Here is a 26,275-nt window from a genome sequence, read left to right on the forward strand (position 1 = left end):
GTGCAGCAGCCCAACATCCGACGCAGAAAGGCCGGCATGGAAACGAAGCTCATCGAAGGTGTACCGCCGCTCGCCAACGACAAAGAAATCCTGGCCCTTCTCGCCGAGGAACACGACCCCAATGGCCCCTCGGGGAAGGCGATGGATATCGCCCTCCTCGGGTCCGACGGCCGGCTTTACCGCACCGTGCGCGCCTGGGGCCTCGGCGAGTACTTGGGCATTGCCCAGGGTCTCGAAGGCCTGGGCCTGACGAACACCGGGCGCGCGCTGAAGGCGCACGGCATCCGGTTCGATGATGTGTTTTCCGGCTGACGCCACGATGGAACCCCTTCCATTGCCGCCCCGCCCCTGAGGGGTCGCCCCGGGCTGGGCCGGGGTCGGGCTTCGTTGTGGACGAACCGGGGCGACGGGACGCAATGTACCGGACACATGGGTTAGTACACAAGGGGGTGCCTTGCGCTGCCCGTTGCAGTCCTGTACGGTACAAACACTAACGTACGTACCGAACGGGGGCTCCCAATGCTGACTACCCAAGAGCTTCTGGCCGCAGCCAAAGCCGCCAACGACAACTGCTCAAGCTACCGTCTGGCGCGCCTTTGCGACGTGCCGGAGAAAACGATGATGCGGTGGGTGAGCGGGAAGAACTTCCCCGACGACGCGCACGCGACCCGCCTTGCCGAGCTGGCCGGCCTTGATGCTGCCGACGTGCTCACGGCGATCAATGCGGAGCGCGCCACAGAGCCGGCCGTTCGCGCCGTTTGGGAGTCGATCGCCAAGCGGCTGCACGCGAACTCGGCCACATCCCTGGCGATTCTTTCAGCGGTCGTTTTGTCCGCCCTCTTCGGCTTCGACGGCGGGCCGGATGCTGGTGCCGCCCTGCTCTCTTCTGTCGCTATCACCGCCGAAAATGCCGGGATCGGCCTGTATATTATGTAAATTTAAAGATGAACGGGCGGCGATGAAGCTGCACGGTCCCACCGCCCGCCTTTGTCGCTCGATTCGGCGCTGATACTTCTGCGCGTGGACCCCTCGAATCCAGACCTGTTCGGCACAGATGCATCGACTCCGCCCGATCCCCGCAGAGCGCGCGGTACGACGGTGATTCGCGCCGTTGAAGCCGATGCGCAGCTGAAGCAACGGGCGGCCGACCTCGGGCCGCTGGTCCGATTCGGCACGTCGTCCTGGTACTTTCCGGGTTGGGAAGGACTGGTATTTCGCGACCGGCATCCCCAGGGCATGCTGTCGAAGCACGGTCTGGCGGCCTACGCCCAGCACCCGCTGTTGCGGACCGTGAGCCTCGACCGCAGCTTCTACCGGCCCTTGTCGACCGCGAACTACGCTGCGCTCGATGCCCAGGTGCCCGACGATTTCCGCTTCGTCGTCAAGGCCGGCGCGTCGGTGACGGATGCGACGCTCCGAGAGCCGTCCAACGGCGCTCCCACGCAGCCGAATCCGCTGTTCCTCGATCCGACGGTCACGCTGGAAACGGTACTGCGGCCAGCCGTCGAGGGCTTGGGCCGCAAGCTGGGCGTGCTGCTGTTCCAGCTCTCGCCGTTGCCCGCCGAATGGTTGTCGTCTGCAGCTCCGAGCCGGTTGCTGCAGGCACTCGACCGCTTGTTCACCGCCCTGCCGCGCCCCGAACACGGCCTGCTCGCGGTCGAACTGCGTGACGCCGAACCGCTGGTTCCCGAGTTGGCTGCGCTGCTGAAGCGGCATGGTGTCCGCTACTGCCTCGGCCTGCACGACCGCATGCCGCCGCTGGAGGCGCAGTTGCCGATGCTGCGCGCCACCTGGCCCGGCCCGCTGGTGTGCCGGTGGAGTCTGCAGCGGGGACTGCGCTACCGGCAGGCCAAGGCGCGGTTCGAGCCTTTCGATGTGCTCGCCGCGCCCGACCCCGCCACGCGCCAGGCGCTGGCACGGTTGATCGCGGTCACGGTGGCAGCGGGACAGCCGGTCTTCACGACCATCAACAACAAGGCCGAAGGCAGTGCGCCGCTGTCGGTCTTCGCGCTGGCAGAGGCCGTGTCGGCCCGGATGTCGGCATCACCCGACGGTGTCGCCGGAGCCGGTCCCCTGCCCTAGCGTGGCTTCAACTCGAGGATGCGGCCCGGACGGCCATCTCCCCAGAGCGGCAGGTACTCCACCCTGGCCCAGCGCTCGGTGAGGTTGCGGTAGTCGGCGCTGAACACGATGCCGCTCTGCCCGCTCGAATGGATGAACCGCGAGCGCTTGCGGGCCCCGAGGTCGTACAAGGCCCTCAGGCCGGCGCCGTGGTCGCCCAGGTAGAGCTCGCCGCTGCTGGCGTCGGGCCGCAGACTCACGCGCGAGGCGTTGATGGTGTAGGCATCACCGCCCACCGGGGTTCTCAATTCGAACCATCGCGCCAGCCAGGGCACGTTGCTGAAAGGGCGGTGCTCGAGCCGGGCCAGATGGGCCTGGCCCCAGCGCCACTGGCTCACGTCGTCGCCCTGCGCCGCCTGCAGTTCGTCGAGCGCGCGCGTGAAGGCCGCATCGACCTGCTCGGCGCAGGTCTCGACCGCGGGCGTGGCGATGTCGTCGCACCAGCTCGTGTCGTTGCGGTCCAGCGCGCCCTCGAGCGCTTCTCTGAAGCTGCGGCGTCCCAGTTGATCTACAAATAGGGCTTCGCCCAGGTCGTCGGCAAAGAGACCGCGCGTCAGCTGGCGCACCCAGGCCGTGAAGATCAACGGCGCCGCGCGTTCGGCGGCCATCGTGCCTTCGAAGCCTTCGAGCGCATGCTGCGCCGCCGGGGCCAGCGGGTGCAGGGACTGCGCCTGCCGCAGAAAGGGCAGCAGCCGCTGGGTGGCAGTCGACAACAGGTCCGCCTGGATCGAGGCCAGGCTTTCCAGGCTGTGCAGTGGCCGGGCGGCGAGCAGTCGCTCGATGCGCTGCTGTCGGTAAGGCGGCGCCCATTCGCTGGTGATGAAATGCGGGTACTGCGGCCCGTGGATGCGCTGGTTCGCGCTCGCGATCCAGCCGCGTGCCGGATCGCGGTCGCGCGGCGTGGCCGTCGGCGCCAGCCAGCCGGCCCAGTCGTAACGGGCATCCCAGCCCGGTGCAGGCACCAGCCCCATCAGGTCGTTGTCGGGGCGCCGCAGCGGTACCCGGCCGGCCGAGACGAAGGCGATCTGCTGCGCGTCGGCGACCACCATGTTCTGCATCGGCGCCATGTACAGCGCCGACGCGGCGAGGAACTCGTCCACCGAGCCGGCCAGGTTGAAGGCCAGGCCGGCGGCCAGGGTGTCGGACGCGTCGAGTTCCAGCGCGGTCCATCGCAGCGCCAGCGCATAGCGCGGCACGGGGCCGCCGTTGCCGGTCAGGCCCTGCATGGAAGGCAGCGCATCCGAGAGCACCGGGCCATGGCGTGTCTGACGCGCGGTGAACGGCACGTCGGCAGCGCCCTTGACGTGGATCGTCTCCGCGAAGCTCTCGAAATGGGCCCAGCCGTCCGGTGTCTCGTAGCGCTCGGGGTCGTTGGTGTCGATGCGCTCGATGTAGAGGTCCTGCACGTCGGGCGCGGTGTTGGTGAAGCCCCAGGCCACCCGTTCGTTCTGCCCCAGCACGATCACCGGCAGGCCCGGAATCGTCGCGCCGGCCACCTTCAGACCCGGCGCCTCGAGCCGGGCCACGTACCAGAGGGTCGGCGCGCTGAGCTTCAGGTGCGGGTCGTTGGCCAGCAACGGGCTGCCGGTGACGCTGCGTGCCCCCGCCACGGCCCAGTTGTTCGAACCGACCCCCTCGACGCCGCTCTGGATCTGCCACGGCAGGCTGGTCGCGTAGGCCGCATCGGCCATCTGCAGCGGCTGCCCGTCGTTCACTTCGAGCCGACGGTACAGCGCCGCGTAGTCGGCCGTGGCCAGCGGCTTCTCACCCGGATAGGGCGGCAGCAGCTGCTGGATGCGCGCGATGGGCATGACCTGTGCCAGGCGCATGCGCAGCAACTCCGTGCTCCAGTTGCCGCCCAGGTCCCAGGCCATCATGGTCGACCACGCGAGGCTGTCGACCGGGCTCCACGCCTCGGGCTGCAATCCGAGCATCAGGAATTCGGGTGGCCGGGCCCGCAGGTGGTCACGCAGATAGGCATTGATGCCCGCCGCATACGAGGTCAGCATGGCCCGCACGCCCGGTCCGGCCTGGTCCCATTGCGCCTGCGCGGCACGGCGCACGCCCAGCGCCCGCAGGAAACGGTCGCTCTCCACCGCACGGGGCCCGAAGGCCTCCGCCAGCCGTCCCGCGCCGATGCGCTTGTGGGTCTCGAGCTGCCACAGCCGGTCCTGCGCATGCACGAAGCCCAGACCGAACCAGGCATCGTCGATCGACGCCGCGCGGATGGTCGGCACGCCCTGCGCATCGCGCTCGATCTGCAGCCCCGCGCGCAGGCCGTCGACCGCCAGGCGCCCTTCAGTGAGCGGCAGCGCGAGTTGCCGATAGGCGAGCAGCGCCGCGATGGCGCCCACGCCCGCCAGTAGCAGGACTGCCAGACACCGAAGCATCCACTTCATGGGGACAGGCTAGTCGCTGCCCCCCTGCCCCGCATCGGGGTTCGCACGGGCGCGTGGGGCTTCAGCCCCCGCGCAGGTAGTCGGCCTTGCCCAGTTCCACGCCGTTGTGGCGCAGCAGCGCATAGGCGGTGGTGACGTGGAAGAAGAAGTTCGGCAGCGCGAAGTGCTTCAGGTACTGCTCGCCAGTGAACTGCAGCGGATCGCGCCCGCGTACCGGCACGCTGATCGGCTTGTCCTCGCTGCCGTCGACCTGGGCTGCCGTTACACCGCGGAGGTAGGCGGCCGTCGCCTCGATGCGGGCTTGAAGTTCGGCGATGGTGGACTCGGTATCCTCGAACTTCGGCGCCTCGCCGCCAGCCAGTCGCGCGACGCCGAACTTGGCGCTGTCGCAGGCGATCTGGATCTGCTTGCCCAGCGATAGCATGTCGGGTGCCAGGCGCGAGGTCAGCAGCGTGTCGGGATCGAACTTCTTCGCCTGGGCGTGCGCCACGGCCTTGTCCAGCCATTTCGTCAGATTGCCGAGCATCGTCAGAAAGAGCGGCACGCTGGCCGAATGCATCGTGATTGCCATGGGAGTCTCCTCGTGAGGAGGCGGATGCTACCGGTAACCCCAGGCTGGCGTCGGGCGTGCACAATCGACCGCACTGGCCGCAGCATGGCGGCCCATTGCTGCCCATGAACATCATCATCCTGGACGACTATCAGGACGCGGTGCGCAAGCTCCCCTGCGCCGCCAAGCTCGAAGGCTACAACGCCAAGGTCTTCACCAACACCGTCAAGGGAAACGGCCAGCTGGCCGTGCGTCTGCGCGATGCCGACGTGCTGGTGCTGATCCGCGAACGCACCCAGTTCACGCGGCCGCTGCTGGAGAAGCTGTCGCGCCTGAAGCTGATCGCGCAGACCGGCCGCGCCGGCCCGCACATCGACATCGAGACCTGCACCCGCCTGGGTATCGCGGTGGCCGAGGGCGTGGGCTCGCCGGTGGCGCCGGCCGAGCTGACCTGGGCGCTGATCATGTCGGCCATGCGCCGGCTGCCGCAGTACGTGAGCAACCTCAAGCACGGCGCCTGGCAGCAGGCCGGCCTCAAGTCGCAGTCGATGCCGGCCAACTTCGGGCTCGGCATGGTGCTGCGCGGCAAGACGCTGGGTCTGTGGGGCTATGGCCGCATCGGCCAGCTGGTGGCGGGCTACGGCCGCGCCTTCGGCATGGATGTGGTGGTGTGGGGCAGCGAGACTTCGCGCTACAAGGCTCAGGCCGACGGTCACGAGGCGGCCACCTCGCGCGAGAGCTTCTTCGAGTCCTGCGACGTGATCTCCTTGCATCTGCGGCTGCACGAGGCGACCCGCGGTCTGGTCCGGCTCGAGGACCTGCAGCGCATGAAGCCCACCGCGCTGTTCGTCAACACCGCGCGCGCCGAACTGCTGGAGGAACACGCGCTGGTGTCGGCGCTGAACCGCGGCCGGCCCGGCATGGCGGCGGTCGACGTGTTCGACAGCGAGCCCATCATGCAGGGGACGCCGCTGCTGCGCCTGGAGAACGCGATCTGCACGCCGCACATCGGTTATGTCGAACAGGAGACCTACGAGCAGTACTTCAGTGCCGCGTTCGACAACGTCGTCAATTTCATCCAGGGCAAACCGACCAACGTCGTGAACCCCGAGGCCCTGCGGGTCCTGCGTGGATGACGGCCCGGGCGCGGGGCTGAGCGCCGAGACGGCTTCGTCGCGAACCCGCCAGGCCGACGCCCTGCGCGGCGCCCGCTGGGCGCTGCTGTTCGGCAACTTCGTGATCGGCTGCGGCGTGATGGTCATCGCCGGCTCGCTGAACGACCTGACGCGCTCGCTGCAGGTGAGCGTGGCGCTCGGCGGCCAGCTGATCGCCATCGCCGCGGTGATGATGTGCCTGGGCGCGCCGCTGCTGGCCGCGGCGGTCGGCCGCGTGGACCGCCGCCGTCTGCTGGCCTTCACGCTGGCCTGGTACGCCGTCGGCCATGCCGTGTCGGCGCTGATGCCCAGCTACGCCGCGCTGGCGCCGGTGCGCGCGTTCTGCATGCTCGGTGCAGCGGTGTTTACTCCGCAGGCCGCGGCGGCGATCGGCTGGCTGGCCCCGGCGGCGCAGCGCGGCCGGGCGATCACCTTCATCTTCCTCGGCTGGTCGGTCGCGTCGGTGTTCGGCATGCCGCTGCACAGCTACATCGGCGAGGCGCTCGGCTGGCGCTGGGCCTTCGGCCTCGTCGCGCTGCTGGCGGCCGGCGGCGCCGTCTGGGTGTGGGCGGTGATGCCCGACGGCGTGCGGCCACCGGCCATGGACCTGCGGGCCTGGCGCGAGGTGCTGACGCATCCGCTGCTGATGGCGATCGTGGCGGTCACGGCCCTGTTCGGCGCAGGACAGTTCACCGTGTTCACCTATTTCGCGCCGTATTACAAGGCGGTGCTGGGGGCCGGGCCCACGCAGATCAGCCTGCTGTTCGCGTGGTTCGGCGCCTTCGGTCTGATCGGCAACGTGCTGCTGTCGCGACACGTCGACCGCATCGGTGCGGCGCGTGCCGTGACCCTGCTCCTCGGTGCCGTTGCCCTGACGATGCTCGTCTGGCCGCTGGGCACCGGCTACCTGTCGATGGCCTGCGTGCTGCTGCCGTGGGCACTGGGCATGTTCGCGGCCAACTCCGCACAGCAGGCGCGGCTGGGCCAGGCCGCACCGGCGCTGGCACCGGCGCTGATGGCACTCAACACCTCGGCCATCTACCTCGGCCAGGCAGTCGGCGCGGCGGGTGGCGGCGCGCTGGTCGCGGCGCAGGAAACCGCCGGCGCCAGCGGCCCGGGGATCTACGGCGGGCTGCACTGGGTCGGCCTGGGCTGGCTGCTCGCGGCGCTGGCGCTCAGCCGCTGGGCCGAAAAACGCATGCGGCGCGATAGCCGCCCCACCTGAGCGCGTGCGGCTCAGCCCTTGGTGCCGAAGATCTTGTCGCCGGCGTCGCCGAGGCCGGGAATGATGTAGCCGACCTCGTTGAGGTGGCTGTCGATCGCCGCGGTCCAGCAGCGCACCTCGGGATGGGCTGCGGTCAGCGCCTTGACGCCCTCCGGCGCGGCCACCAGTACCAGCGCGCGGATGTCACGGCAGCCCTTGCGCTTGAGCAGGTCGACGGTGGCGATCATCGAGCCGGCGGTGGCCAGCATCGGGTCGATGATCAGCGCGGTGCGCTCTTCCAGCGAACCGACCAGGTTCTCGAAATAGTGCTCCGGCTGCAGCGTGTCGTGGTTGCGTGACAGGCCGACGACGCTGATCTTGGCGTTCGGGATCATGTCGAGCACGCCGTCCAGCATGCCCAGCCCGGCGCGCAGGATCGGCACGATGGTGACCTTCTTGCCCTTGATCTGGTCGACCGCCGTCGGCCCGCTCCAGCACTCGACCGTCACCTGCTCCAGCGGGAAGTCCGCCGTCGCCTCGTAGGCCAACAGGCGGGCGATCTCGGCGGTGATTTCGCGGAATTTCTTGGTCGAGATGTCGGCGGCGCGCAGCAACCCGACCTTGTGCCGGACCAGCGGATGATGGACTTCGAGGACGGGCATGGCGGCAGTCTATGCGGGCCGGCCGTCAGGGCATGCCGCGCTGGCGCACCGCCTCGTACAGCCCGATGCCGCTCGCCACCGAGACATTGAGGCTCTCCACGGCTCCGGCCATCGGCAGGCTGACCAGTTCGTCGCAGGTCTTGCGCGTGAGCTGGCGCATGCCCTGCCCTTCCGCGCCCAGCACCAGCGCGACCGCCTGCCTCAGGTCGGCCGCGTACAACGTGCGCGGCGCGTCGTCGGCCGTGCCGACGACCCAGATGTTGCGCTCCTTCAACTCGCCCAGCGTGCGCGCCAGGTTCGTGACCATGAAGTAGGGCACCGTCTCGGCCGCGCCGCTGGCCACCTTGGCCACCGTCGCGTTGATGCCGACGGCGTGGTCCTTCGGCGCGATCACCGCGTGGGCCCCGGCTCCGTCGGCCACGCGCAGGCAGGCGCCGAGGTTGTGCGGGTCGGTCACGCCGTCGAGCACCAGCAGCAGCGGCGGGCCCTCCACCGTGTCGAGCAGGTCGTCGAGCGACTTGGTGGCCGGCGCCGCCGTGACCTTGGCCACCACGCCCTGGTGGCGGTGCGTTCCGGACAGCGCCTGCAGGCGCAGCTCGTCGCTCTCGATCAGGCGCACGCCCGCTTCCTTGGCGCGCTCGACGAACTGGCGCATGCGCGCATCGCGCCGTGTGGCGTCGATGTAGAGCTCGACGACCGAGCCGGGAGCCGTCTTGACGCGGACGGTGACGGCGTGGAAGCCGAAGAGGATGCGGGGGGGAGAAGACATGGAAGGGATTATCGGGGGACGTTCCACGGCGGCGGCGGCCGAGCGACCGCGGGCTCGCTATTCACCGCCCATGCCGCAGGGCAGGTATGCGTCCGCGGGTGCCTTGCTGCGCAACGGCTGCCGCGACCGAGCTCACGAGGAAGTCAGTTGCCCCGCCTCGATCCTGACCTGGCGGTCGCAGCGGGCGGCGATGGCGCGGTCGTGGGTCACCAGCACCAGCGTCGTGCCCTGCTCGCGGTTGAGCTCGAACATCAGCTCCATGACTTTTTCGCCGGTCGCGAAGTCCAGGCTGCCTGTGGGCTCGTCGGCCAGCAGCAGCGCCGGCTTCACGACGAAGGCCCTGGCCAGCGCCACGCGCTGCTGTTCTCCGCCGGACAGCACCTTGGGGTAGTGCCCCAGCCGCTCGCCCAGCCCGACGCGTGCCAGCATCTCGGTCGCCGCGGCGCGGGCGTCGCCGCGGCCCTGAAGTTCCAGCGGCAGCATCACATTCTCGAGCGCGGTCAGGTTGCCCATCAGCTGGAAGCTCTGGAACACGAAACCCACGCGCTCGGCCCGCACCGCGGCGCGGGCGTCCTCGTCGAGACGGAACAGGTCGATGCCGGCGAGCCTGACCGTGCCCTCGCTCGGTGTGTCGAGCCCCGCGATGATGGCCAGCAGCGTGCTTTTGCCCGAGCCCGATGCTCCGACGATGGCCGCCGATTCCTGCGCCGCGAGCGAGAAGTCGATATCGTGCAGGATGGTCAGTTCGCCACTGGAGTCCTGCACACGCTTGGTGACGTGCTCGACGGCGATGATCGCTTCGGTCATTGAGGAGGAGTCGGATGGCAGTGAGTCGCAGGGACTGTATCAAGCAGCTCGCCGCGTCGGTGTTTGCGGGGCTTGTCGTCCTGTCCTCGCAGGCACAGGCCGCCCGACGCGTGATCCTGGTCGTGGGCGACAGCCTGTCGGCCGAGTACGGCCTGCAGCGCGGCAGCGGCTGGGTGGCGCTGCTGGAGAAGCGTCTGGCCCAGGAGAAGATCGCCGCCACCGTCGTCAATGCCAGCATCAGCGGCGACACCACGTCGGGTGGCCGCTCGCGGCTGCCGGCGCTGCTGGCGCAGCACCAGCCGGCGGTCGTGATCATCGAGCTGGGCGGCAACGACGCCCTGCGCGGCCTGCCGCTGGCGATGACCGAGCGCAATCTGGCCGAGATGGCGCGCGCCGCGAAGGCCGCCGGCGCCAGGGTCCTGCTGGCCGGCATGCAGGTGCCGCCGAACTACGGCCGCCAGTACAACGAGGACTTCGCCGCGCTGTTCGGCAAGGTCGCCCGGGCCGAGGGCACAGCGTTGTTGCCGTTCTTGCTGAAGGGCGTCGGTGATGCGCCGAACGCGACAGAGCTGTTTCAGCCCGACCGCATCCATCCGAAGGAGGCGGCCCACCCGATCATCCTGGGCAATGTGTGGCCGGTATTGCGGCCCCTGCTGAAGTGATCCGTCGCCGTGGCGGCGGATCTCGGCGCCATCAATCGTCCTCGGTCGAGTCCAGTCCGGGAAAAAGGACCTCGGTGTAGCCGAACCGGCTGAAGTCGCGCACCCGCATCGGGTAGAGCACGCCGACCAGGTGGTCGCATTCGTGCTGCACCACGCGGGCGTGGAAGCCCTCGGCCTCGCGGTCGATGGGCTGGCCCTGCGGGTCGAAACCGGTGTAGCGGATCAGCCGGTAGCGCGGCACCACGCCGCGCAGGCCGGGCACCGAGAGACAGCCTTCCCAGCCGTCTTCCAGTTCCTCGGACAGCGGCGTGATCAGTGGGTTGATCAACACCGTGCGCGGCACCGGTGGGGCGTCAGGGTAGCGCTCGCTCTTCGTGAAGCCGAAGATCACCAACTGCAGATCGACCCCGATCTGCGGCGCCGCCAGGCCGGCACCGTTGGCGGCCTCCATCGTGTCGAACATGTCTTCGATCAGCGCATGCAACTCGGGGGTGTCGAACTCGCGCACCGGGTGCGCGACGCGCAGCAGGCGGGGGTCGCCCATCTTCAGGATCTCTCGAACGGCCATGATGTCTTCGCCTCCCGGGTTTTGCTTCAGGCCAACAGCGAACGCAGCGCGGCCTCGTCGATCACCGCCACACCCAACGCCCGGGCCTTCTCCAGCTTGCTGCCGGCTTCTTCTCCGGCCACCACGTAATCCGTCTTCTTCGACACGGACCCGGCCACCTTGCCGCCGGCGGCCTCGATCTTCTCCTTGGCCTCCTCCCGGCTCAGCCCGGGCAGCGTGCCGGTCAGCACGAAGGTCTTGCCGGCCAGCGGCTTGGGGGTGAGATCGGCCTCGCCGTCGTGCTCGTCCCAGGCGATGCCGGCGGCGCGCAGCTGCTCGACAACCTCGCGGTTGTGCGTCTGCTCGAAGAAGCTGCGGATGCTCTGTGCCACCACGGGGCCCACGTCGTTGACCTCGAGCAACTGCTCGAGGCTCGCGTCCATCACGCGGTCGAGCGCGCCGAAGTGGCGGGCCAGGTCCTTCGCCGTGGCCTCGCCGACGTGGCGGATGCCCAGCGAGAACAGGAAGCGCCCCAGCGTCGTGCGCTTGCTCTTCTCGAGCGCCGCCACCAGGTTGGCCGCGCTCCTGTCGCCCATGCGTTCCAGCTCGACGAGCTTCACCACGCCGAGCTTGTAGAGCTCGGGCAGCGTGCGGATGATGCCGCCGTCGACCAGTTGCTCGACCAGCTTGTCACCCAGGCCCTCGATGTCCATCATGCGCCGCCCGGCGAAATGCAGCAGGGCCTGCTTGCGCTGCGCTGCGCAGAACAGGCCGCCGGTGCAGCGGTAGTCGACGCTGCCTCGTTCGCGCAGCGCCTGGCTGCCGCACACCGGGCAGGCGCGCGGCATACGGAAGTTGGGCACATAGCCTGCGCGCGGTTGCGGCACGCGGCCCACCACCTCGGGGATCACGTCGCCGGCGCGCCGCACGATCACCGTGTCGCCGATGCGGATGCCCTTGCGGCGCAGCTCGAAGCGGTTGTGCAGCGTGGCATTGCTCACCGTCGTGCCGCCGACGAACACCGGCTGCAGCTTGGCCACCGGCGTCAGCTTGCCGGTGCGGCCGACCTGGATCTCGATGCCTGCCAGCTGGGTCGACTGCTCCTGCGCCGGATACTTGTGCGCCACCGCCCAGCGCGGCTCGCGCGACTTGAAACCGAGCTGCTGCTGCAGCGCGCGGTTGTCGATCTTGTAGACCACGCCGTCGATGTCGAACGGCAGCGCATCGCGCTCCGCCGCGATGCCGGCATGGAAGGCGGCCAGCGCCTCGCCGCCTTCGGCCACCGTGCGGTGCGTGTCGACCGGCAGGCCCAGCACGGCGAGCGCATCGAGCAGGCCCGAGTGCGCGGGTGGCACATCCCAGCCCTGCACGTCGCCCAGCCCGTAGGCGAAGAAGCTCAGCGGTCGCTGGCGCGCGATGCTCGCGTCGAGCTGGCGCACGATGCCGGCGGCCGCATTGCGCGGGTTCACGAAGGTCTTGAGCCCGGCCTCGCGCTGGCGCTCGTTCAGCGCCTCGAAGTCGTCGCGCCGCATGAAGACCTCGCCGCGCACCTCGAGCACCGGTGCGGCCGTGCCGCGCAGCTGCTTCGGTATAGACGCGATCGTGCCGACGGTGTGCGTCACGTCCTCCCCGGTCTCGCCGTCGCCGCGCGTGGCGGCCTGTACCAGCCGCCCCGCCTCGTAGCGCAGGTTGATCGCCAGGCCGTCGAACTTCAACTCCGCGGCGTAGCGCAGCGGCGGAGCGTCCGGCGCCAGCTTCAGCGCGTTGCGCACCGCGGCGTCGAACTTCAGCGCGCCGGCCGGCGTGGTGTCGGTCTCGGTCTTGATCGACAGCATCGGCACCGCGTGCCGCACCGGCTGCAGGCCGTCGAGCACGGCGCCGATCACGCGCTGCGTCGGCGAGTCGGGCGTCAGCAGCTCGGGGTGCTCGGCCTCGAGCGCCTGCAACTGCTGAAACAGGCGGTCGTACTCGACGTCGGGAATCTCCGGCGCATCTTGGGTGTAGTAGCGGTGCGCGTGCCGTTCGATCTCGGCGCGCAACGCTGCGGCGCGCTCTGCGGGCGTGGACATCTCAGGCATGCGCGCCTGGCTCGACGCGCCGAGCGAATTTCGCGCGACCCAGTGGCCGCCGCGGAGCCGGCTTCGCCGGTCTGCCAGCGGCGCCCCCCGGGGAGGGAGCGGCGACGCCGCAACGAGGGGGCGCCATGTCCTTAGCTGAACAAGCGCCGTGTGGCGGGCGAGCCGGCGGCCAGATCGCGTTCGGCGAGCGCGGCATACAGCGTCTGCAGCGCGTCGCCGATCGATGCGAACGCGGCCGGCTGCAGCGGCTGGCCGCCGTCGTCGTACATCGCGGCATCGAGCTCGGCGGCCAGCGCCTCGCCGGCGGTGCACCAGGCGGTGAAGGGCGCGGCAGAGGCGGCGGTCTGCGGCACGTCGAAGGCCAGCGTGAGTTCGCGCACGGCCGCCTGGCTGGGCTCGTCGGCCAGTGCGGCCTGCGGATCGAACTGCAGCGTCAGCACCGGCGGCGCGCCTTCGTCCTCGCCCGGCTGCACCAGGCGGCCCGGCAGTGCGCCGACCATGAAGCCGTGGCGGGAGGCGTGCTGCTGCACGTAGCCCAGCGACCAGGCGGCGCTGCGCGACACCAGTCGCAGCGCGAGCTGTGCGTCGTGCTGGCCGGCGAAGGCGTCGAGCTCACGGGCCCGCGCGACGACGTCGAGCATGTCGGGGAAGTCGGGCAGCGCACCGATGGGCTCGGCGAAGGCCTGCACCTTTTGCACGTACTCGGAGTACTCGATCTCGTTGAGCGCTCCGCTGCGGTTGGCCAGTTGCACGCCGGCCTGGAACTCGCCGTAGCGCTGGCCGGCGGCCGGCGTTTCCCATTCGCCCGACTCGGCGTTCAGTCCCTCGACCAGCAGCGGCTTGCTGCCGGCGCGCCGGGCCGGCGGCAGGTGGGCGATCGCGGTCTCGCCGCTCACCGGGTTGTCGACGGTCAATGTGGCGATCGCGTCGATCAGCGCGTCGAGGCGCGGCAGACCGGCGGCGCGGCGCACCAGCGTCGGCTCGATGCGCGGCGGCTGGCTGTCTTCGGCCGCTACCTTCGGGCTGCCTTCGTCGGGCTGGGGTGGCGCGGTCGGCGCAAAGCTCGGCTCCTGCGGCGGCGCGGGCTCCGCGCCCGGCTCCAGCGCCACGCGCTTGATCTCGTTGCGGCGAGCCTGCCAGGTGCCGTGGGCCACGATCGCGGCGAGCACCAGCCCCCCCAGGATGGCGAGCGACAGCTGTAGCGTGCTCATGGTCATGCGGCCTCGGCCATCGAGACCGCTGCGTCCATGTCGACCGCGACGATGCGCGACACGCCCTGCTCCTGCATGGTCACCCCGATCAGCTGTTCGGCCATTTCCATCGCGATCTTGTTGTGCGAGATGAACAGGAACTGCGTGTTCTGCGCCATGCTGCGCACCAGCTTCGCATAGCGCTCGGTGTTGGCGTCGTCGAGCGGCGCGTCCACTTCGTCGAGCAGGCAGAACGGCGCCGGGTTCAACTGGAAGATCGCGAACACCAGCGCGATCGCCGTCAGCGCCTTTTCGCCGCCCGACAGCAGGTGGATGGTGCTGTTCTTCTTGCCCGGCGGCTGCGCCATCACCTGCACGCCGGCGTCGAGGATCTCGTCGCCGGTCATCACCAACCGCGCATTGCCGCCGCCGAACAGCTCCGGGAACATGCGGCCGAAGTGCTCGTTGACGGTGTCGAAGGTGCCCTTCAGCAGGTCGCGTGTCTCGAGGTCGATCTTGTGGATGGCGTCTTCCAGCGTGGTCATCGCGTCGACCAGGTCGGCCGACTGCGCGTCGAGGAAGGTCTTGCGCTCGCGCGACGCGGTCAGTTCATCGAGCGCGGCCAGGTTCACCGCGCCCAGCGCCGCCACCTCGCGGTTGATGCGGTCGATCTCGCCCTGCAGGCCGTAGAGCTTGACGTTGTTGTCCTCGATGTTCCTGCCCAGGACCTCGAGGTCGACCTGGGCCGCCGTCAGCTGCTCCAGGTACTGCGCGCCGCCCAGCTGTGCGGCCTGCTGCTCGAGCTGCAGCTTGCCGATCTTCTCGCGCAGCGGCTCGAGGCTGCGCTCGAAGCCCAGGCGCTGTTCTTCGGCCTGGCGCAGGCGCGCCGACAGCTCGTCATAGGCGCTGCGCTGCGCGCCCAGCGCCTGCTCGCGCTCGAGCTTCAGCGCCAGCGCGGTCTGCAGGCCGGCCTGCGCGGCGGCATCGGTCAGGCGCCCGAGCTCTTCCTGCAGCTGGGCAGCGCTCTGCTCGTTGGTGGCCACCTGCTGGGCGGCGGTCTCGATCGAACGCTGCAGCTCGCCGCGCCGCGCGGCCAGCGCACGCGAGCTGAACTGCGCCTCCTGGGCCTCGCGCTCCAGCGTGCGCAGCTGCTCGCGTGCGCCGCTGAGCTGGCGTTCGGCCTGGATCACCGCCTCTTCCAGGTCGGCGTGGCGCTCCTGCTCGTTGGCGAGCTGCAGGTCCAGCTCCTCGAAGCGCGCCTCGCCGGTGACGCGGCGCTCCTGCAGTTCCTCCAGGCCGGCGTCGATCTCGGCCAGCTCGGATTCGATCTGCTCGCGCCGCGCGCTGGTCTGCTCGCTCAGCTGGGTGAGCCGCAGCACCTCGACCTGCAGCTGGTGGTGGCGCGTCTGGCCCTCGGCGGCCTCGCGGCGCGCGCTCACCAGCCGCGACGAGGCGTCGGTGTAGGCCGCCTCGGCCCGCACCAGGGCGGCGCGCGACTCGTCGACGATCAGCGCCTGGGCGCGCGTCTGCTTCTCCAGGTTCTCGATCTCTTGGGCGCGCGCCAGCATGCCGGCCTGCTCGGAGTCGGGCGCGTAGAAGCTCACCGCGAACGGGCTGACCGCGTGGCCGGCCGGCGTCATGATGACCTCGCCGTGGGTCAGCTTGCCGCGGTTGGCCAGTGCCTCGTCGAGCGAGGCCGCGGTGTAGACGCCCTCGAGCCAGTCGTTCAGCAACGCTGCCAGCCCGGCGTCGCCGACCTGCCCGCCCAGGCGCAGCAGGTCCGACAGCCGCGGCAGCGTGGCATGGGTGTTGGCGATCGCGCCGCTCGGCGGCGTGTAGAAGGCCAGCTTGGCCGGCGGGGCGTCGCCCTCGAAGGCGCGCACCGTCTCCATGCGGCCGACTTCGAGCGCATTGATGCGTTCGCGCAGCGCCGCTTCCAGCGCGGTCTCCCAGCCGGTCTCGATGTGCAGCCGCGTCCACAGCCCGCTCAGCCCGTCGAGCCCGTGCTTGGCGAGCCAGGGCTTGAGCTTGCCCTCGGTCTGCACCTTCTCCTGCAGCGCGCGCAGTGCATCGAGGCGGGCGCTCAGGTCGGCCTGGCGGCCGGTCTCGGCGTTGACGCGCTCCTGCTTGACGCGGCGATCTTCATCGAGCTGGGGCACCGACGCGGTCAGTTCCTCGGCGCGGGCATCGGCCACCGCCTGGCCTTCCTCGGCGCCGGCGAGTTGAACGCGCAGGCCTTCGAGGCGCGCCTCGTCGGGCGCCGCCAGCGTCTGGCGCTCGCCGGCCAGGCGCTCGCGGCGCTGCGTGAGCGCGCGGCCCTGTTCCTCGACGCTGCGCGACTCGGCGGCCAGCAGCTGGATCTGCTGCTGCACCTGCCCGGCCTTGCCGCGCTGTTCGTTGGCGCGGCCCTGCGCGGCGCGCACCGTGTCTTCCACGCCCGGCAAGGCGCCCGATTGCTCCTCGGCCTGCGCGGCCAGCAGCTCGGCCTGCTCGTCGGCCAGGGCGATCTGCGCGGCGATCTCGTCGAGCTCGGCCACCGCCTGCTGGCGCCGCTCGTCCCAGTTCGCGTTCTGGCCCGTCAGCTCGGCCAGCCGCTGCTCGACGCGCTGGCGCCCCTCGACCACGTAACGGATGCGTTCCTCGAGCCGGCTCACCTCGAGCGCGGCCTCGGCCAGCGAACCCTGCGCGGTGTGCAGCGCGTCGCTCGCCGCGTAGTGCGACTGGCGCACCGTCTCCAGCTCGGCCTCGACGTGGCGCAGCTCTGCCAGCCGCGATTCGATGGCGTTGGTGGCTTCGAGCACGGCCTTGTGCACGCGCTCCTCCTCGGACGCCGCATCGCGATGCTTCAGGAACCACAGCTGGTGCAGCTTCAGCGTGCCGGCCTCCTGCAGGCCGCGGTACTGGGCCGCGACCTCGGCCTGCTTCTCGAGCTTGTCGAGGTTGGCGTTGAGCTCGCGCAGGATGTCGTCGACACGCTGCAGGTTCTCGCGCGTGTCCTTCAGGCGGCTCTCGGTCTCGCGGCGGCGCTCCTTGTACTTGGAGACGCCGGCGGCCTCTTCGAGGAAGAGCCGCAACTCCTCGGGCTTGGACTCGATGATGCGGCTGATCGTGCCCTGGCCGATGATCGCGTAGGCGCGCGGGCCCAGGCCGGTGCCGAGGAACACGTCCTGCACGTCGCGCCGGCGCACCGGCTGGTTGTTGATGTAGTAGCTGGAGGTGCCGTCGCGCGTGAGCACGCGCTTGACGGCGATCTCGGCGAACTGGGCCCAGGAGCCGCCGGCGCGGGCATCGGCGTTGTCGAACACCAGCTCGACGCTGGAACGGCTGGCGGGCTTGCGGTTGCCCGAGCCGTTGAAGATCACGTCCTGCATCGACTCGCCGCGCAGCTCGGAGGCCTTGCTCTCACCGAGCACCCAGCGCACCGCGTCCATGATGTTGGACTTGCCGCAGCCGTTCGGACCGACCACACCGACGAGCTGACCGGGCAGCTGGAAGTTCGTCGGCTCGGCGAAGGACTTGAAACCGGAGAGCTTGATCGAGTTGAGGCGCATCGCGGGCGGTTCGCAGGGCGCTGCGCCGGGCGTCTGCAATGCCCCGTGCTGCGCCGCTAACTCGTTGATTTGTAATGAGAAACCGGCTCGGAAGCCGGCTTGAGAGTGCTCAGGATGATAGCATCGGGCCCTCCCCTGAACTGCAAGCAAACGTCGACTGCGCGGGATGTGCAGCGGCGTCGAACCATGGCCAAGACTGCCAAGAAATCCAGCCCGCGTACGCCGCCCCGGCAGCGCCCGATGCCGCCCAATCCGCCCACGGCGCCGAGCAAGGAACTGCACGTGTTCCCGAACCCGGCGCCGGAGCGCGACTACGTCATCCAGTTCCAGATCCCCGAGTTCACCTGCCTGTGCCCGCTGACCGGGCAACCCGACTTCGCGCACTTCACGATCGACATGATTGCCGACGGGCTGTGCGTCGAGCTCAAGAGCCTGAAGATGTACATGTGGAGCTTCCGCGACGAGGGCGCGTTCCACGAGAAGGTCACCAACGACATCCTCGGCAAGATCGTCGAGACCACGGCGCCGCGCTTCGCGCGCATCACCGCCAAGTGGTACGTGCGCGGCGGCATCTACACCAGCGTGGTCGCGGAGCACCGCAAGAAGGGCTGGAAGCCCGAGCCTCTCGTCGCGCTGCCGCAGCACGCCGCGGAGCGTGGCCTGCCGACCTGAGTCCCGCAGGCGAACGCTGTCGGGCGCTCAGGTGTCGGCGTTCGAGAGCAGCGCTGCCCGCAACTGCTGCAGCGCCTGAGTCAATCCCTGGCGCTCCCGGTTGGAACAGGCCGTCGCGCAGGCCACCTGCTCCTGGATGGCCGACGCGGCGGTGCTGAGATCGCGGCCGGCCCGTGTCAGCGTGATCAGCACCTGGCGTTCGTCGGCGGCGCTGCGGGTGCGCTCGATCAGGCCGAGCGCCTGCATGCGCTTGAGCAGCGGCGTCAGCGTGCCTGAATCGAGCGAGACGCGCTCGCCGAGCTCGCCGATGTTGAGGCCGTCGCACTCCCACAGCGCCAGCAGCACCACGTACTGCGGATAGGTCAGACCGATGCGCGCGAGCAGCGGCCGGTAGACCTTGGTCATCGCCAGCGACGCGGCGTACAGCGCGAAGCACAGCTGGCCGTCGAGTGCCAGATCCGAGGCGTCGGCCTGGAGCGATGCGGGAAGTCGGCGGGTTTGGCTCATGCGGTGGCTTTGATTCGTCTGCAAGCATTTTGCACACGAAAGAATGGCGGTGTGGTGCGGGCCGTGCGCAATGCAGGCCGCGGGATAATCCTCCTTCATGAACCCCCTGCTTTCCCGGTTGCAGCCCTACCCGTTCGAGCGGCTGCGCGAACTGACTCGCGACGTGCTGCCGAATCCGGCGCTGCGGCCCATCAGCCTCGGCATCGGCGAGCCCAAGCACCCGACGCCACCGTTCATCCGCGAGGCGCTCGCCGCGGCGCTGGACGGACTGGCCAGCTACCCGGCCACCGCCGGCGAGCCGGCGCTGCGCGAGGCCTGCGCCGCATGGGTGCATCGGCGCTACGGCGTGACGCTCGATGCGTCGACCCAGCTGCTGCCGGTCAACGGCTCGCGCGAGGCCCTGTTCGCGCTGGCGCAGACCGTCGTCGATCCCACGCGCCCCGGCGCCACAGTGGTCTGCCCCAATCCGTTCTATCAGATCTACGAGGGCGCGGCGCTGCTGGCCGGCGCGCAGACGGTGTTCGCCAACAGCGACCCGGCGCGCAATTTCGCGATCGACTGGTCGGCCATCGACGACGCCACCTGGGCGCGCACGCAACTGCTCTATGTCTGCTCGCCGGGCAACCCGACCGGCGCGGTGATGCCGCTCGACGAATGGCAGCGGCTGTTCGAGCTGTCCGACCGGCACGGCTTCGTGATCGCCTCCGACGAGTGCTATTCCGAGATCTGGTTCCGCGACGAGCCGCCGCTCGGCGGCCTGCAGGCCGCGCTGGCGCTGGGGCGCGGCGATTTCCGGCGCCTGATCGCATTCACCAGCCTGTCCAAGCGCTCCAATGTGCCGGGGCTGCGCTCGGGCTTCGTGGCCGGCGACGCGGCAATCCTGAAGGCCTTCCTGCTCTACCGCACCTACCACGGTGCGGCGATGGGTCCGGCCGTGCAGCGCGCCAGCCTCGCGGCCTGGGGCGACGAGGCCCACGTGGCGGCCAACCGCGCGCTTTACCGGCAGAAGTTCGAGCGCGTGACGCCGCTCCTCGCCGGCGTGCTGGACGTCGCGCTGCCCGACGCTGGCTTCTACCTGTGGGCCCGGCTGCCGGCAGCCGTCTGTGGCGGCAGCGACACCCGCTTCGCCCGCGAGCTGCTCGCTCAATACAATGTGGCGGTGCTGCCTGGCAGCTACCTCGCCCGCGAGGCGCGTGGCACGAACCCCGGCCAGGGCCGCATTCGCATGGCGCTCGTGGCCGGCGTCGACGAATGCGTCGAAGCGGCCGAACGCATCGTTTCCTTCATCCAGTCCAGCTGAGCCTCCATGTCCCATACCCAACTGCAATCGACCATCGACGCCGCGTGGGAAGCCCGCGCCAGCATCACCGCGGCCAACGCCCCCGAAGTGCGCGAGGCGGTCGAACAGGTCATCTCTGACCTGAACAAGGGCCGCCTGCGGGTGGCCGAGCGCCAGGGCGTCGGCCAGTGGCAGGTGAACCAGTGGGTCAAGAAGGCGGTGCTGCTGAGCTTCCGCCTGACCGACAACAAGATCATGCGGGCCGGCGACCTGGGATTTTTCGACAAGGTCGACACCAAGTTCGCCCACCTCGACGAGGCTGCGATGCGCGCCACCGGCGTGCGCGTAGTGCCCCCGGCGGTAGCCCGCCGCGGCAGCTTCATCGCCAAGGGGGCGGTGTTGATGCCCAGCTACGTGAACATCGGCGCCTACGTCGACGAGAACACCATGGTCGACACCTGGGCCACGGTGGGGTCCTGCGCGCAGATCGGCAAGAACGTGCACCTGTCGGGTGGCGTCGGCATCGGCGGGGTGCTGGAGCCGCTGCAGGCCAACCCGACCATCATCGAGGACAACTGCTTCATCGGCGCCCGCTCCGAGGTGGTGGAAGGCGTGATCGTCGAGGAGAACTCGGTGATCAGCATGGGCGTCTACATCGGCCAGAGCACCAAGATCTACGACCGCGCCACCGGCGAGGTGAGCTACGGCCGCGTGCCGGCCGGCTCGGTGGTGGTTTCCGGTAATTTGCCCAGCGCGGACGGCAAGTACTCGTTGTACTGTGCGGTGATCGTCAAGAAGGTCGACGCGCAGACGCGCGCCAAGACCAGCATCAACGAGCTGCTGCGCGCCTGATCGGTCCGGCGCCGGCGTGCAGCGACGGCATTACTCAACGGGAGGGTCGGTGCGATGAGCGGAAACATGGAGCGGGTGCTGCGGCTGATGGCCGAGAAGCGGGCCTCGGATGTCTACCTCACGGCCAACGCGCCGATCCAGATCAAGATCAACGGCCAGCTGCTGCAGCTGTCCGACCAGTCGCTCACGCCGGAGCAGCCGCGCCAGTTGCTGGCCGAGCTGCTGACGCCCAAGCAGCTCGAGGAGCTCGAGGAGCTCGGCGAGCTGAACATGGGCATCGGACTGCAGGGCGTCGGCAGCTTCCGGCTCAGCGCGTTCCGGCAGCGCGGCTCCATCGCCGCGGTGTTCCGCTGCATCCCGGTCGAGATCCCGACCCTCGATTCGCTGAAGCTGCCGGAGATCCTGAACACGCTGATCCTCGAGAAGCGCGGTCTCATCCTGCTGGCCGGCGCCACCGGCACCGGCAAGAGCACCACACTCGCCTCGATGCTGGAGCACCGCAACCGCAACCTCGCCGGCCACATCCTCACCATCGAGGACCCGATCGAATTCCTGTTCACCAACAAGAAGGCGATCGTCAACCAGCGCGAGGTCGGCCGCGACACCCAGTCGCTGCAGATCGGCCTGAAGAACGCGCTGCGCCAGGCGCCGGACTGCATCCTGATCGGCGAAATCCGCGACCGCGAGACGATGACGGCGGCGATCTCCTACGCACTGTCGGGCCACCTGGTGGTGTCGACGCTGCACGCCAACAACAGCTATCACGCGCTGGGCCGCATCCTGAGCTTCTACACGCCCGAGGCGCGCCCGGCCCTGCTGGGCGACCTGTCCTCGGCGCTGAAGGCCGTGGTGTCGCAGCGGCTGGTGCGCTCGACCCAGGGCGGCCGTGTGCCGGCCGTCGAGGTGCTGCTGAACACCAAGCTGGTCGCCGACCTGATGGCGCAGGGCGACTTCCCGGGGGTCAAGGAGGCGATGGAGCAGTCGCTCGCCGAGGGCTCGCAGACCTTCGAGCAGGAGCTCGCCCGCCTGATCAACGAGGGCGTGATCACGCGCGACGAGGGCCTGAGCTACGCCGATTCGCCGACCAACCTGATGTGGCGGCTGCAGAACGACAGCCCCACGCAGTCGAAGCTGGCGCCGAAGAAGGAAGAGAAGGACGAGGGCCCCTCCTTCACCGACATCACGCTGGACGTGCGGCAGGACGATCGCCGCACGAACTTCGGCGCGCTGTGAGTCATTCGCGCGGATGAGTGCCCTGCCCCCGACGGCGCTGACCCTGGCCGAACAACTGATCGCGCGCGCTTCCGTCACGCCCGAGGACGCAGGCTGCCAGGCGCTGATCGCGCAGCGGCTCCAGGCGCAGGGCTTCGACTGCCACACCCTCGAGAGCGGCCCGGCCGACTTCCGCGTCACCAACCTGTGGGCCATTCGCCGGGGCAGCGCCGCCGATGGTTTCGCGCTCGTCTTCGCCGGACACACCGACGTGGTGCCCACCGGCCCGCTCGAGCGCTGGACCAGCGACCCCTTCGTGCCCAGCCACCGCGACGGTCGACTCTATGGCCGCGGCGCGGCCGACATGAAGACCTCGCTTGCCTGCATGGTGGTGGCGATCGAGGAGTTCATCGTGGCGCATCCGCGGCACACCGGTTCAATAGCGCTGCTGCTGACGAGTGATGAGGAAGGCCCGGCGCTCGACGGCACGACCCAGGTGGTGCGCTGGCTGCAGGAGCGCGGCGAGCGGCTCGACGGCTGCATCGTCGGCGAACCGACCTCGGTGAACGCGGTGGGCGACATGATCAAGAACGGCCGCCGCGGCTCGCTGTCGGGGCGGCTGGTCGTGCAGGGCGCGCAGGGTCACATCGCCTACCCGCACCTGGCGAAGAACCCGATCCACGCGGTGGCGCCGGCGCTGGCCGAGCTGGTGCAGGTGGTCTGGGACGGCGGCAACGAGCATTTCCCGCCGACCAGCTGGCAGGTGTCGAACCTGCACGCCGGCACCGGCGCGAGCAACGTCATTCCGGGCGAGGCGGTGGTCGACTTCAACTTCCGCTTTTCGACCGAGTCGACGCCGGAGACCTTGCAGCAGCGCCTTGCCGCGGTGCTGGATCGCCACGGCCTGCAGTACACGATAGCCTGGACGCTGGGCGGGCGCCCCTTCCTTACCCGCCCGGGCAGTCTGACCGAGGCGCTGGGCGGCGCGATCTTGCAGGTGACCGGCCGCATGACCGAGTTGTCCACCACCGGCGGCACCTCCGACGGCCGCTTCATCGCGACGATCTGCCCGCAGGTGGTCGAGTGCGGGCCGGTCAACGCCAGCATCCACCAGATCGACGAGCACGTCGCGGTGGCCGAGATCGAGCCGCTGAAGGAGATCTACCGCAGCACGCTCGAGCGTCTGATCGCATGACGCTGATCGAGCTGATCGAGTCCCAGGCCGCGCGCCTGCAGGGCGCCGGAGTGTCGTTCGGGCACGGCACGACCAATGCCTTCGACGAGGCCGCCTGGCTGGTGCAGTGGGCGCTGGACCTGCCGCTCGACGGGCTGGACGAGCACGCCGGGAGACCGGTGTCCGCCAGCGAGCGGCTGGTGGTCGATGCGCTGATCGATCGGCGCATCCGCCATCGCCAGCCGGCCGCCTACCTGACCAAGCAGGCGTGGCTGCAGGGCGTGGCCTTCTACGTCGACGAGCGGACCATCGTGCCGCGCAGCTTCATCGCCGAGCTGCTGGCCGACGGCACGATCGACGCCTGGCTCGGCACCCACACGCGGCGCGTGCTCGACCTGTGCACCGGCAACGGCAGCCTGGCGGTGCTGGCCGCGATGGCCTGGCCCGAAGTGCAGGTCGACGGCAGCGACCTCTCCGAGGACGCTCTCGCGGTGGCGAAGATCAACATCGACGCTCACGGCCTGGGCGATCGCGTCACGCTGCTGCGCTCCGACGGCCTGGTGCGAGTGCACGGCCCCTACGACCTGATCCTCTGCAACCCACCGTACGTGAACGCCGCGTCGATGGCGGACCTGCCGCCCGAGTACCAGGCCGAGCCCGAGCTGGCGCTGGCCGGTGGCGAGGACGGCATGGACTTCGTACGCAAGCTGATGCAAGACGCGCCGGCGCAGATGACCGAAGATGCCGTGCTCGTGCTGGAAATCGGCAACGAGCGCGCGAACTTCGAGCGCGCCTTTCCCACCCTCGAGGCCGTGTGGCTCGAAACCAGCGCCGGCGACGACCAGGTGCTGCTGCTGACCCGGGCTTCCCTGCTGTCCTCATGATCGTTCTCAAGAATCTCACGCTGCGCCGCGGTCCGAAGATCGTGCTGCAAGGCGCCAACCTCACGCTGAATCCTGGCGAGAAGGTCGGCCTGGTCGGCCGCAACGGCGCCGGCAAGTCCTCGCTGTTCGCGTTGCTGACCCACCGGCTGCAGGCCGACGCTGGCGACTTCTCGATCCCGCCGCGCTGGCGCATGGCCGAGGTGGCGCAGAACATGCCAGAAACCGACCAGCCGGCCACCGCCTTCGTCCTGGAAGGCGACACTCGCCTGATGGAGGCGCAGGCCGCGCTGGCCGCCGCCGAGGCGGCCGACGACGGCAACGCCATCGGCGAGGCGCACGGCCTGCTCGCCGAGGTCGGTGCCTTCGATGCGTCGCCGCGTGCCCAGGCGCTGATGCTCGGCCTGGGCTTCAAGAGCGCGCAGCTCGACGCGCCGGTCAACAGCTTCTCCGGCGGCTGGCGCATGCGGCTGCAGCTGGCCCGTGCGCTGATGTGCCCGAGCGACCTGCTGCTGCTCGACGAGCCCACCAACCACCTGGACCTCGACGCGCTGGTGTGGCTGGAGGCCTGGCTGCAGCGCTACGAAGGCACGATGCTGGTCATCAGCCACGACCGGGAGTTCCTCGACGCCATCACCCGGGTGACGGTCCACCTCGAGGAAACCCAGCTCACGCGCTACGGTGGCAACTACAGCGCCTTCGAGGGCATGCGCGCCGAGCGCATGAGCCAGCAGCAGGCCGCGTTCGGCCGCCAGCAGGAGAAGGTCGCGCAGCTGCAGCGCTTCATCGACCGCTTCAAGGCCAAGGCCAGCAAGGCCAAGCAGGCGCAGAGCCGCGTGAAGGCGCTGGAACGCATGGAGAAGATCGCGCCGGTGCTGACCGCGGCCGACTTCAGCTTCGAGTTCCGCGAGCCCGAGAACCTGCCGAACCCCATGCTCGCGATGCGCGAGATGCGGTGCGGCTATGCCGTCGAAGGCGGCGAGCCGATCACCATCGTGCGCGACATCGACCGCTCGGTCATGCCCGGCCAGCGCATCGGCATCCTCGGCGCCAACGGCCAGGGCAAGTCGACGCTGGTCAAGACACTGGCGCGCGTCCTGCCGGCACTGGGCGGCAGCGTCACCGAGGGCAAGGGCCTGGCGATTGGCTATTTCGCGCAGCAGGAGATGGACGTGCTGACGCCCGAGAGCGGGCCGATGGAGCACATAATCCGGCTCGCCAAGCAGGTGTCGCCGGGCGCACGCGAGCAGGAACTGCGCAACTTCCTGGGCCAGTTCCGCTTCACCGGCGACATGGTCCACCAGCCTGTGGGCTCGCTCAGCGGCGGCGAGAAGGCGCGCCTGGTGCTGGCGATGATCGTCTGGCAGCGCCCCAACCTGCTGCTGCTCGACGAACCGACCAACCACCTCGACCTCACCACCCGCGAGGCGCTGTCGATGGCGCTCAACGAGTTCGAGGGCACGGTGATGCTGGTCAGCCACGACCGCGCGCTGCTGCGCGAAGTCTGTGACGAGTTCTGGCTCGTCACCGCCGGCGGTGTGAGCGAGTTCGACGGTGACCTCGACGACTACCAGCGCTGGCTGCTGGAGCAGTCGCGCGAGCAGGCGCGCGCCTATGCCCAGGCGGCGCGTGGCGCGGCGGCACCAGCGGTGGTCGAGGCGGCCTCGAAGCCCTCGAAGACGCCGGACGAGCCCGCGGATCGCCGCGAGGACCGCAAGGCACAGGCCCAGGCGCGCCAGCGGGCGGCCGAGCAGGCTCGACCGCTGAAGGCGGAGTTCGGCAAGCTCGAGGCGCGGCTCGCCACCGCGGTGCCGGAGCGCGATGCACTGGCGGCCAGCCTGGCCGACCCGTCGCTGACCGCGGCCGAACGCGCCGAGCGCGGCAAGCGCCTGAAGCTGCTCAGCGAGCAGATCGAGACCTTCGAGACCCGCTGGCTGGAACTGGGTGAAGCCATCGAGGCGCTCAGCACCACCACGGCCTGAGCCGCGGCGCCGCCCGACGGGG

At 69.7% G+C, this 26,275-nt stretch carries 23 protein-coding genes; 13 read left to right on the forward strand and 10 right to left on the reverse strand.

Annotated features, from left to right (window positions below; genetic code table 11):
- The first annotated feature begins 36 nt into the window (after positions 1 to 36).
- The 3 genes from ASC67_RS02805 (at position 37) to ASC67_RS02815 (ending at position 2,082) form a co-directional block, all read left to right on the forward strand.
- A complete protein-coding gene (locus tag ASC67_RS02805; RefSeq protein WP_056314855.1) occupies positions 37 to 312 on the forward strand; it encodes a hypothetical protein in 276 nt (91 codons plus the stop codon).
- 207 nt (positions 313 to 519) lie between these two features.
- A complete protein-coding gene (locus ASC67_RS02810) occupies positions 520 to 936 on the forward strand; it encodes a DUF3693 domain-containing protein (RefSeq protein WP_056314857.1) in 417 nt (138 codons plus the stop codon).
- Between the two features lie 162 nt (positions 937 to 1,098).
- Positions 1,099 to 2,082 (forward strand): DUF72 domain-containing protein, encoded by a 984-nt coding sequence (locus tag ASC67_RS02815; RefSeq protein ID WP_156466632.1) that lies wholly within the window; start codon positions 1,099 to 1,101, stop codon positions 2,080 to 2,082.
- Here the strand turns inward: ASC67_RS02815 and ASC67_RS02820 are convergent.
- Both ASC67_RS02820 and ASC67_RS02825 read right to left on the reverse strand, forming a co-directional pair.
- Entirely contained in the window at positions 2,079 to 4,520 is a 2,442-nt protein-coding gene (locus ASC67_RS02820; protein WP_056314859.1) for a penicillin acylase family protein, read from the reverse strand. The genes ASC67_RS02815 and ASC67_RS02820 overlap by 4 nt on opposite strands.
- A gap of 61 nt (positions 4,521 to 4,581) precedes the next feature.
- A complete protein-coding gene (locus ASC67_RS02825) occupies positions 4,582 to 5,091 on the reverse strand; it encodes a DUF1993 family protein (RefSeq protein WP_056314861.1) in 510 nt (169 codons plus the stop codon).
- Positions 5,092 to 5,195: 104 nt separating this feature from the next.
- On the opposite strand from ASC67_RS02825, the gene ASC67_RS02830 reads away from it, so the two are divergent.
- Together ASC67_RS02830 and ASC67_RS02835 are read left to right on the forward strand one after the other, a co-directional pair.
- Entirely contained in the window at positions 5,196 to 6,206 is a 1,011-nt protein-coding gene (locus ASC67_RS02830) for a D-2-hydroxyacid dehydrogenase family protein (protein ID WP_056314863.1), read from the forward strand.
- Positions 6,199 to 7,449, forward strand: a complete 1,251-nt coding sequence (locus ASC67_RS02835; RefSeq protein ID WP_082535787.1) for an MFS transporter — start codon at positions 6,199 to 6,201, stop codon at positions 7,447 to 7,449. The genes ASC67_RS02830 and ASC67_RS02835 overlap by 8 nt, the downstream gene beginning before the upstream one ends.
- 11 nt (positions 7,450 to 7,460) lie before the next feature.
- Here ASC67_RS02835 and upp read toward each other — a convergent pair whose 3' ends face one another.
- The 3 genes from upp to ASC67_RS02850 form a co-directional block, all read right to left on the reverse strand.
- On the reverse strand, positions 7,461 to 8,090 hold the full coding sequence (gene upp / locus ASC67_RS02840) for a uracil phosphoribosyltransferase (RefSeq protein WP_056314865.1): 630 nt from the start codon (positions 8,088 to 8,090) through the stop codon (positions 7,461 to 7,463).
- Between the two features lie 25 nt (positions 8,091 to 8,115).
- Entirely contained in the window at positions 8,116 to 8,859 is a 744-nt protein-coding gene (gene rlmB / locus ASC67_RS02845; RefSeq protein WP_056314867.1) for a 23S rRNA (guanosine(2251)-2'-O)-methyltransferase RlmB, read from the reverse strand.
- A 132-nt stretch (positions 8,860 to 8,991) separates the two neighbouring features.
- Entirely contained in the window at positions 8,992 to 9,666 is a 675-nt protein-coding gene (locus tag ASC67_RS02850; RefSeq protein WP_056314869.1) for an ABC transporter ATP-binding protein, read from the reverse strand.
- Between the two features lie 14 nt (positions 9,667 to 9,680).
- Here ASC67_RS02850 and ASC67_RS02855 point away from each other — a divergent pair, with 14 nt between their 5' ends.
- On the forward strand, positions 9,681 to 10,328 hold the full coding sequence (locus ASC67_RS02855; protein ID WP_056314871.1) for an arylesterase: 648 nt from the start codon (positions 9,681 to 9,683) through the stop codon (positions 10,326 to 10,328).
- Positions 10,329 to 10,359: 31 nt separating this feature from the next.
- On the opposite strand, the gene def is transcribed toward ASC67_RS02855, so the two are convergent.
- The 4 genes from def to smc all read right to left on the reverse strand — a co-directional run bounded on the left by def (position 10,360) and on the right by smc (position 17,694).
- Positions 10,360 to 10,896: a peptide deformylase gene (gene def, locus ASC67_RS02860; protein ID WP_056314873.1), complete on the reverse strand. Its 537-nt coding sequence runs from the start codon at positions 10,894 to 10,896 to the stop codon at positions 10,360 to 10,362.
- 26 nt (positions 10,897 to 10,922) lie between these two features.
- On the reverse strand, positions 10,923 to 12,953 hold the full coding sequence (gene ligA / locus ASC67_RS02865; protein WP_056314874.1) for an NAD-dependent DNA ligase LigA: 2,031 nt from the start codon (positions 12,951 to 12,953) through the stop codon (positions 10,923 to 10,925).
- A gap of 131 nt (positions 12,954 to 13,084) precedes the next feature.
- Positions 13,085 to 14,164, reverse strand: a complete 1,080-nt coding sequence (locus tag ASC67_RS02870; RefSeq protein ID WP_056314877.1) for a hypothetical protein — start codon at positions 14,162 to 14,164, stop codon at positions 13,085 to 13,087.
- Between the two features lie 2 nt (positions 14,165 to 14,166).
- Positions 14,167 to 17,694 carry a chromosome segregation protein SMC gene (smc, locus tag ASC67_RS02875; RefSeq protein ID WP_056315148.1) on the reverse strand — a complete coding sequence of 1,176 codons (3,528 nt, stop codon included), beginning with the start codon at positions 17,692 to 17,694 and terminating at the stop codon, positions 14,167 to 14,169.
- Positions 17,695 to 17,934: 240 nt separating this feature from the next.
- Here smc and queF point away from each other — a divergent pair, with 240 nt between their 5' ends.
- Positions 17,935 to 18,366, forward strand: a complete 432-nt coding sequence (gene queF / locus ASC67_RS02880; RefSeq protein WP_056314879.1) for a preQ(1) synthase — start codon at positions 17,935 to 17,937, stop codon at positions 18,364 to 18,366.
- Positions 18,367 to 18,393: 27 nt separating this feature from the next.
- Here the strand turns inward: queF and ASC67_RS02885 are convergent, their stop codons facing one another.
- Complete coding sequence (locus ASC67_RS02885) at positions 18,394 to 18,873, reverse strand: MarR family winged helix-turn-helix transcriptional regulator (protein WP_056314881.1); 480 nt, start codon at positions 18,871 to 18,873, stop codon at positions 18,394 to 18,396.
- A gap of 97 nt (positions 18,874 to 18,970) precedes the next feature.
- Between ASC67_RS02885 and dapC the strand changes: the two genes are divergently transcribed.
- Genes dapC through ASC67_RS02915 form a run of 6 tightly spaced genes read left to right on the forward strand, consistent with a single transcriptional unit; the run spans position 18,971 to position 26,253 of the window.
- A complete protein-coding gene (gene dapC / locus ASC67_RS02890; protein ID WP_056314883.1) occupies positions 18,971 to 20,173 on the forward strand; it encodes a succinyldiaminopimelate transaminase in 1,203 nt (400 codons plus the stop codon).
- 6 nt (positions 20,174 to 20,179) lie between these two features.
- Positions 20,180 to 21,004, forward strand: coding sequence for a 2,3,4,5-tetrahydropyridine-2,6-dicarboxylate N-succinyltransferase (gene dapD, locus ASC67_RS02895; protein WP_056314885.1), 825 nt, complete (start codon positions 20,180 to 20,182; stop codon positions 21,002 to 21,004).
- A 54-nt stretch (positions 21,005 to 21,058) separates the two neighbouring features.
- Positions 21,059 to 22,237 carry a PilT/PilU family type 4a pilus ATPase gene (locus tag ASC67_RS02900; protein WP_056314887.1) on the forward strand — a complete coding sequence of 393 codons (1,179 nt, stop codon included), beginning with the start codon at positions 21,059 to 21,061 and terminating at the stop codon, positions 22,235 to 22,237.
- 22 nt (positions 22,238 to 22,259) lie between these two features.
- The gene (gene dapE, locus ASC67_RS02905; protein WP_056315150.1) at positions 22,260 to 23,411 is read left to right on the forward strand and encodes a succinyl-diaminopimelate desuccinylase; all 1,152 of its coding nucleotides are present in this window, start codon (positions 22,260 to 22,262) and stop codon (positions 23,409 to 23,411) included.
- A complete protein-coding gene (prmB, locus tag ASC67_RS02910; protein ID WP_056314889.1) occupies positions 23,408 to 24,274 on the forward strand; it encodes a 50S ribosomal protein L3 N(5)-glutamine methyltransferase in 867 nt (288 codons plus the stop codon). Before dapE ends, prmB begins: the two co-directional genes overlap by 4 nt.
- Positions 24,271 to 26,253, forward strand: a complete 1,983-nt coding sequence (locus ASC67_RS02915; protein WP_056314891.1) for an ABC-F family ATP-binding cassette domain-containing protein — start codon at positions 24,271 to 24,273, stop codon at positions 26,251 to 26,253. Before prmB ends, ASC67_RS02915 begins: the two co-directional genes overlap by 4 nt.
- Positions 26,254 to 26,275 lie beyond the last annotated feature (22 nt).

This window comes from Methylibium sp. Root1272, assembly GCF_001425905.1.
Classification (GTDB): Bacteria; Pseudomonadota; Gammaproteobacteria; order Burkholderiales; family Burkholderiaceae_C; genus Methylibium.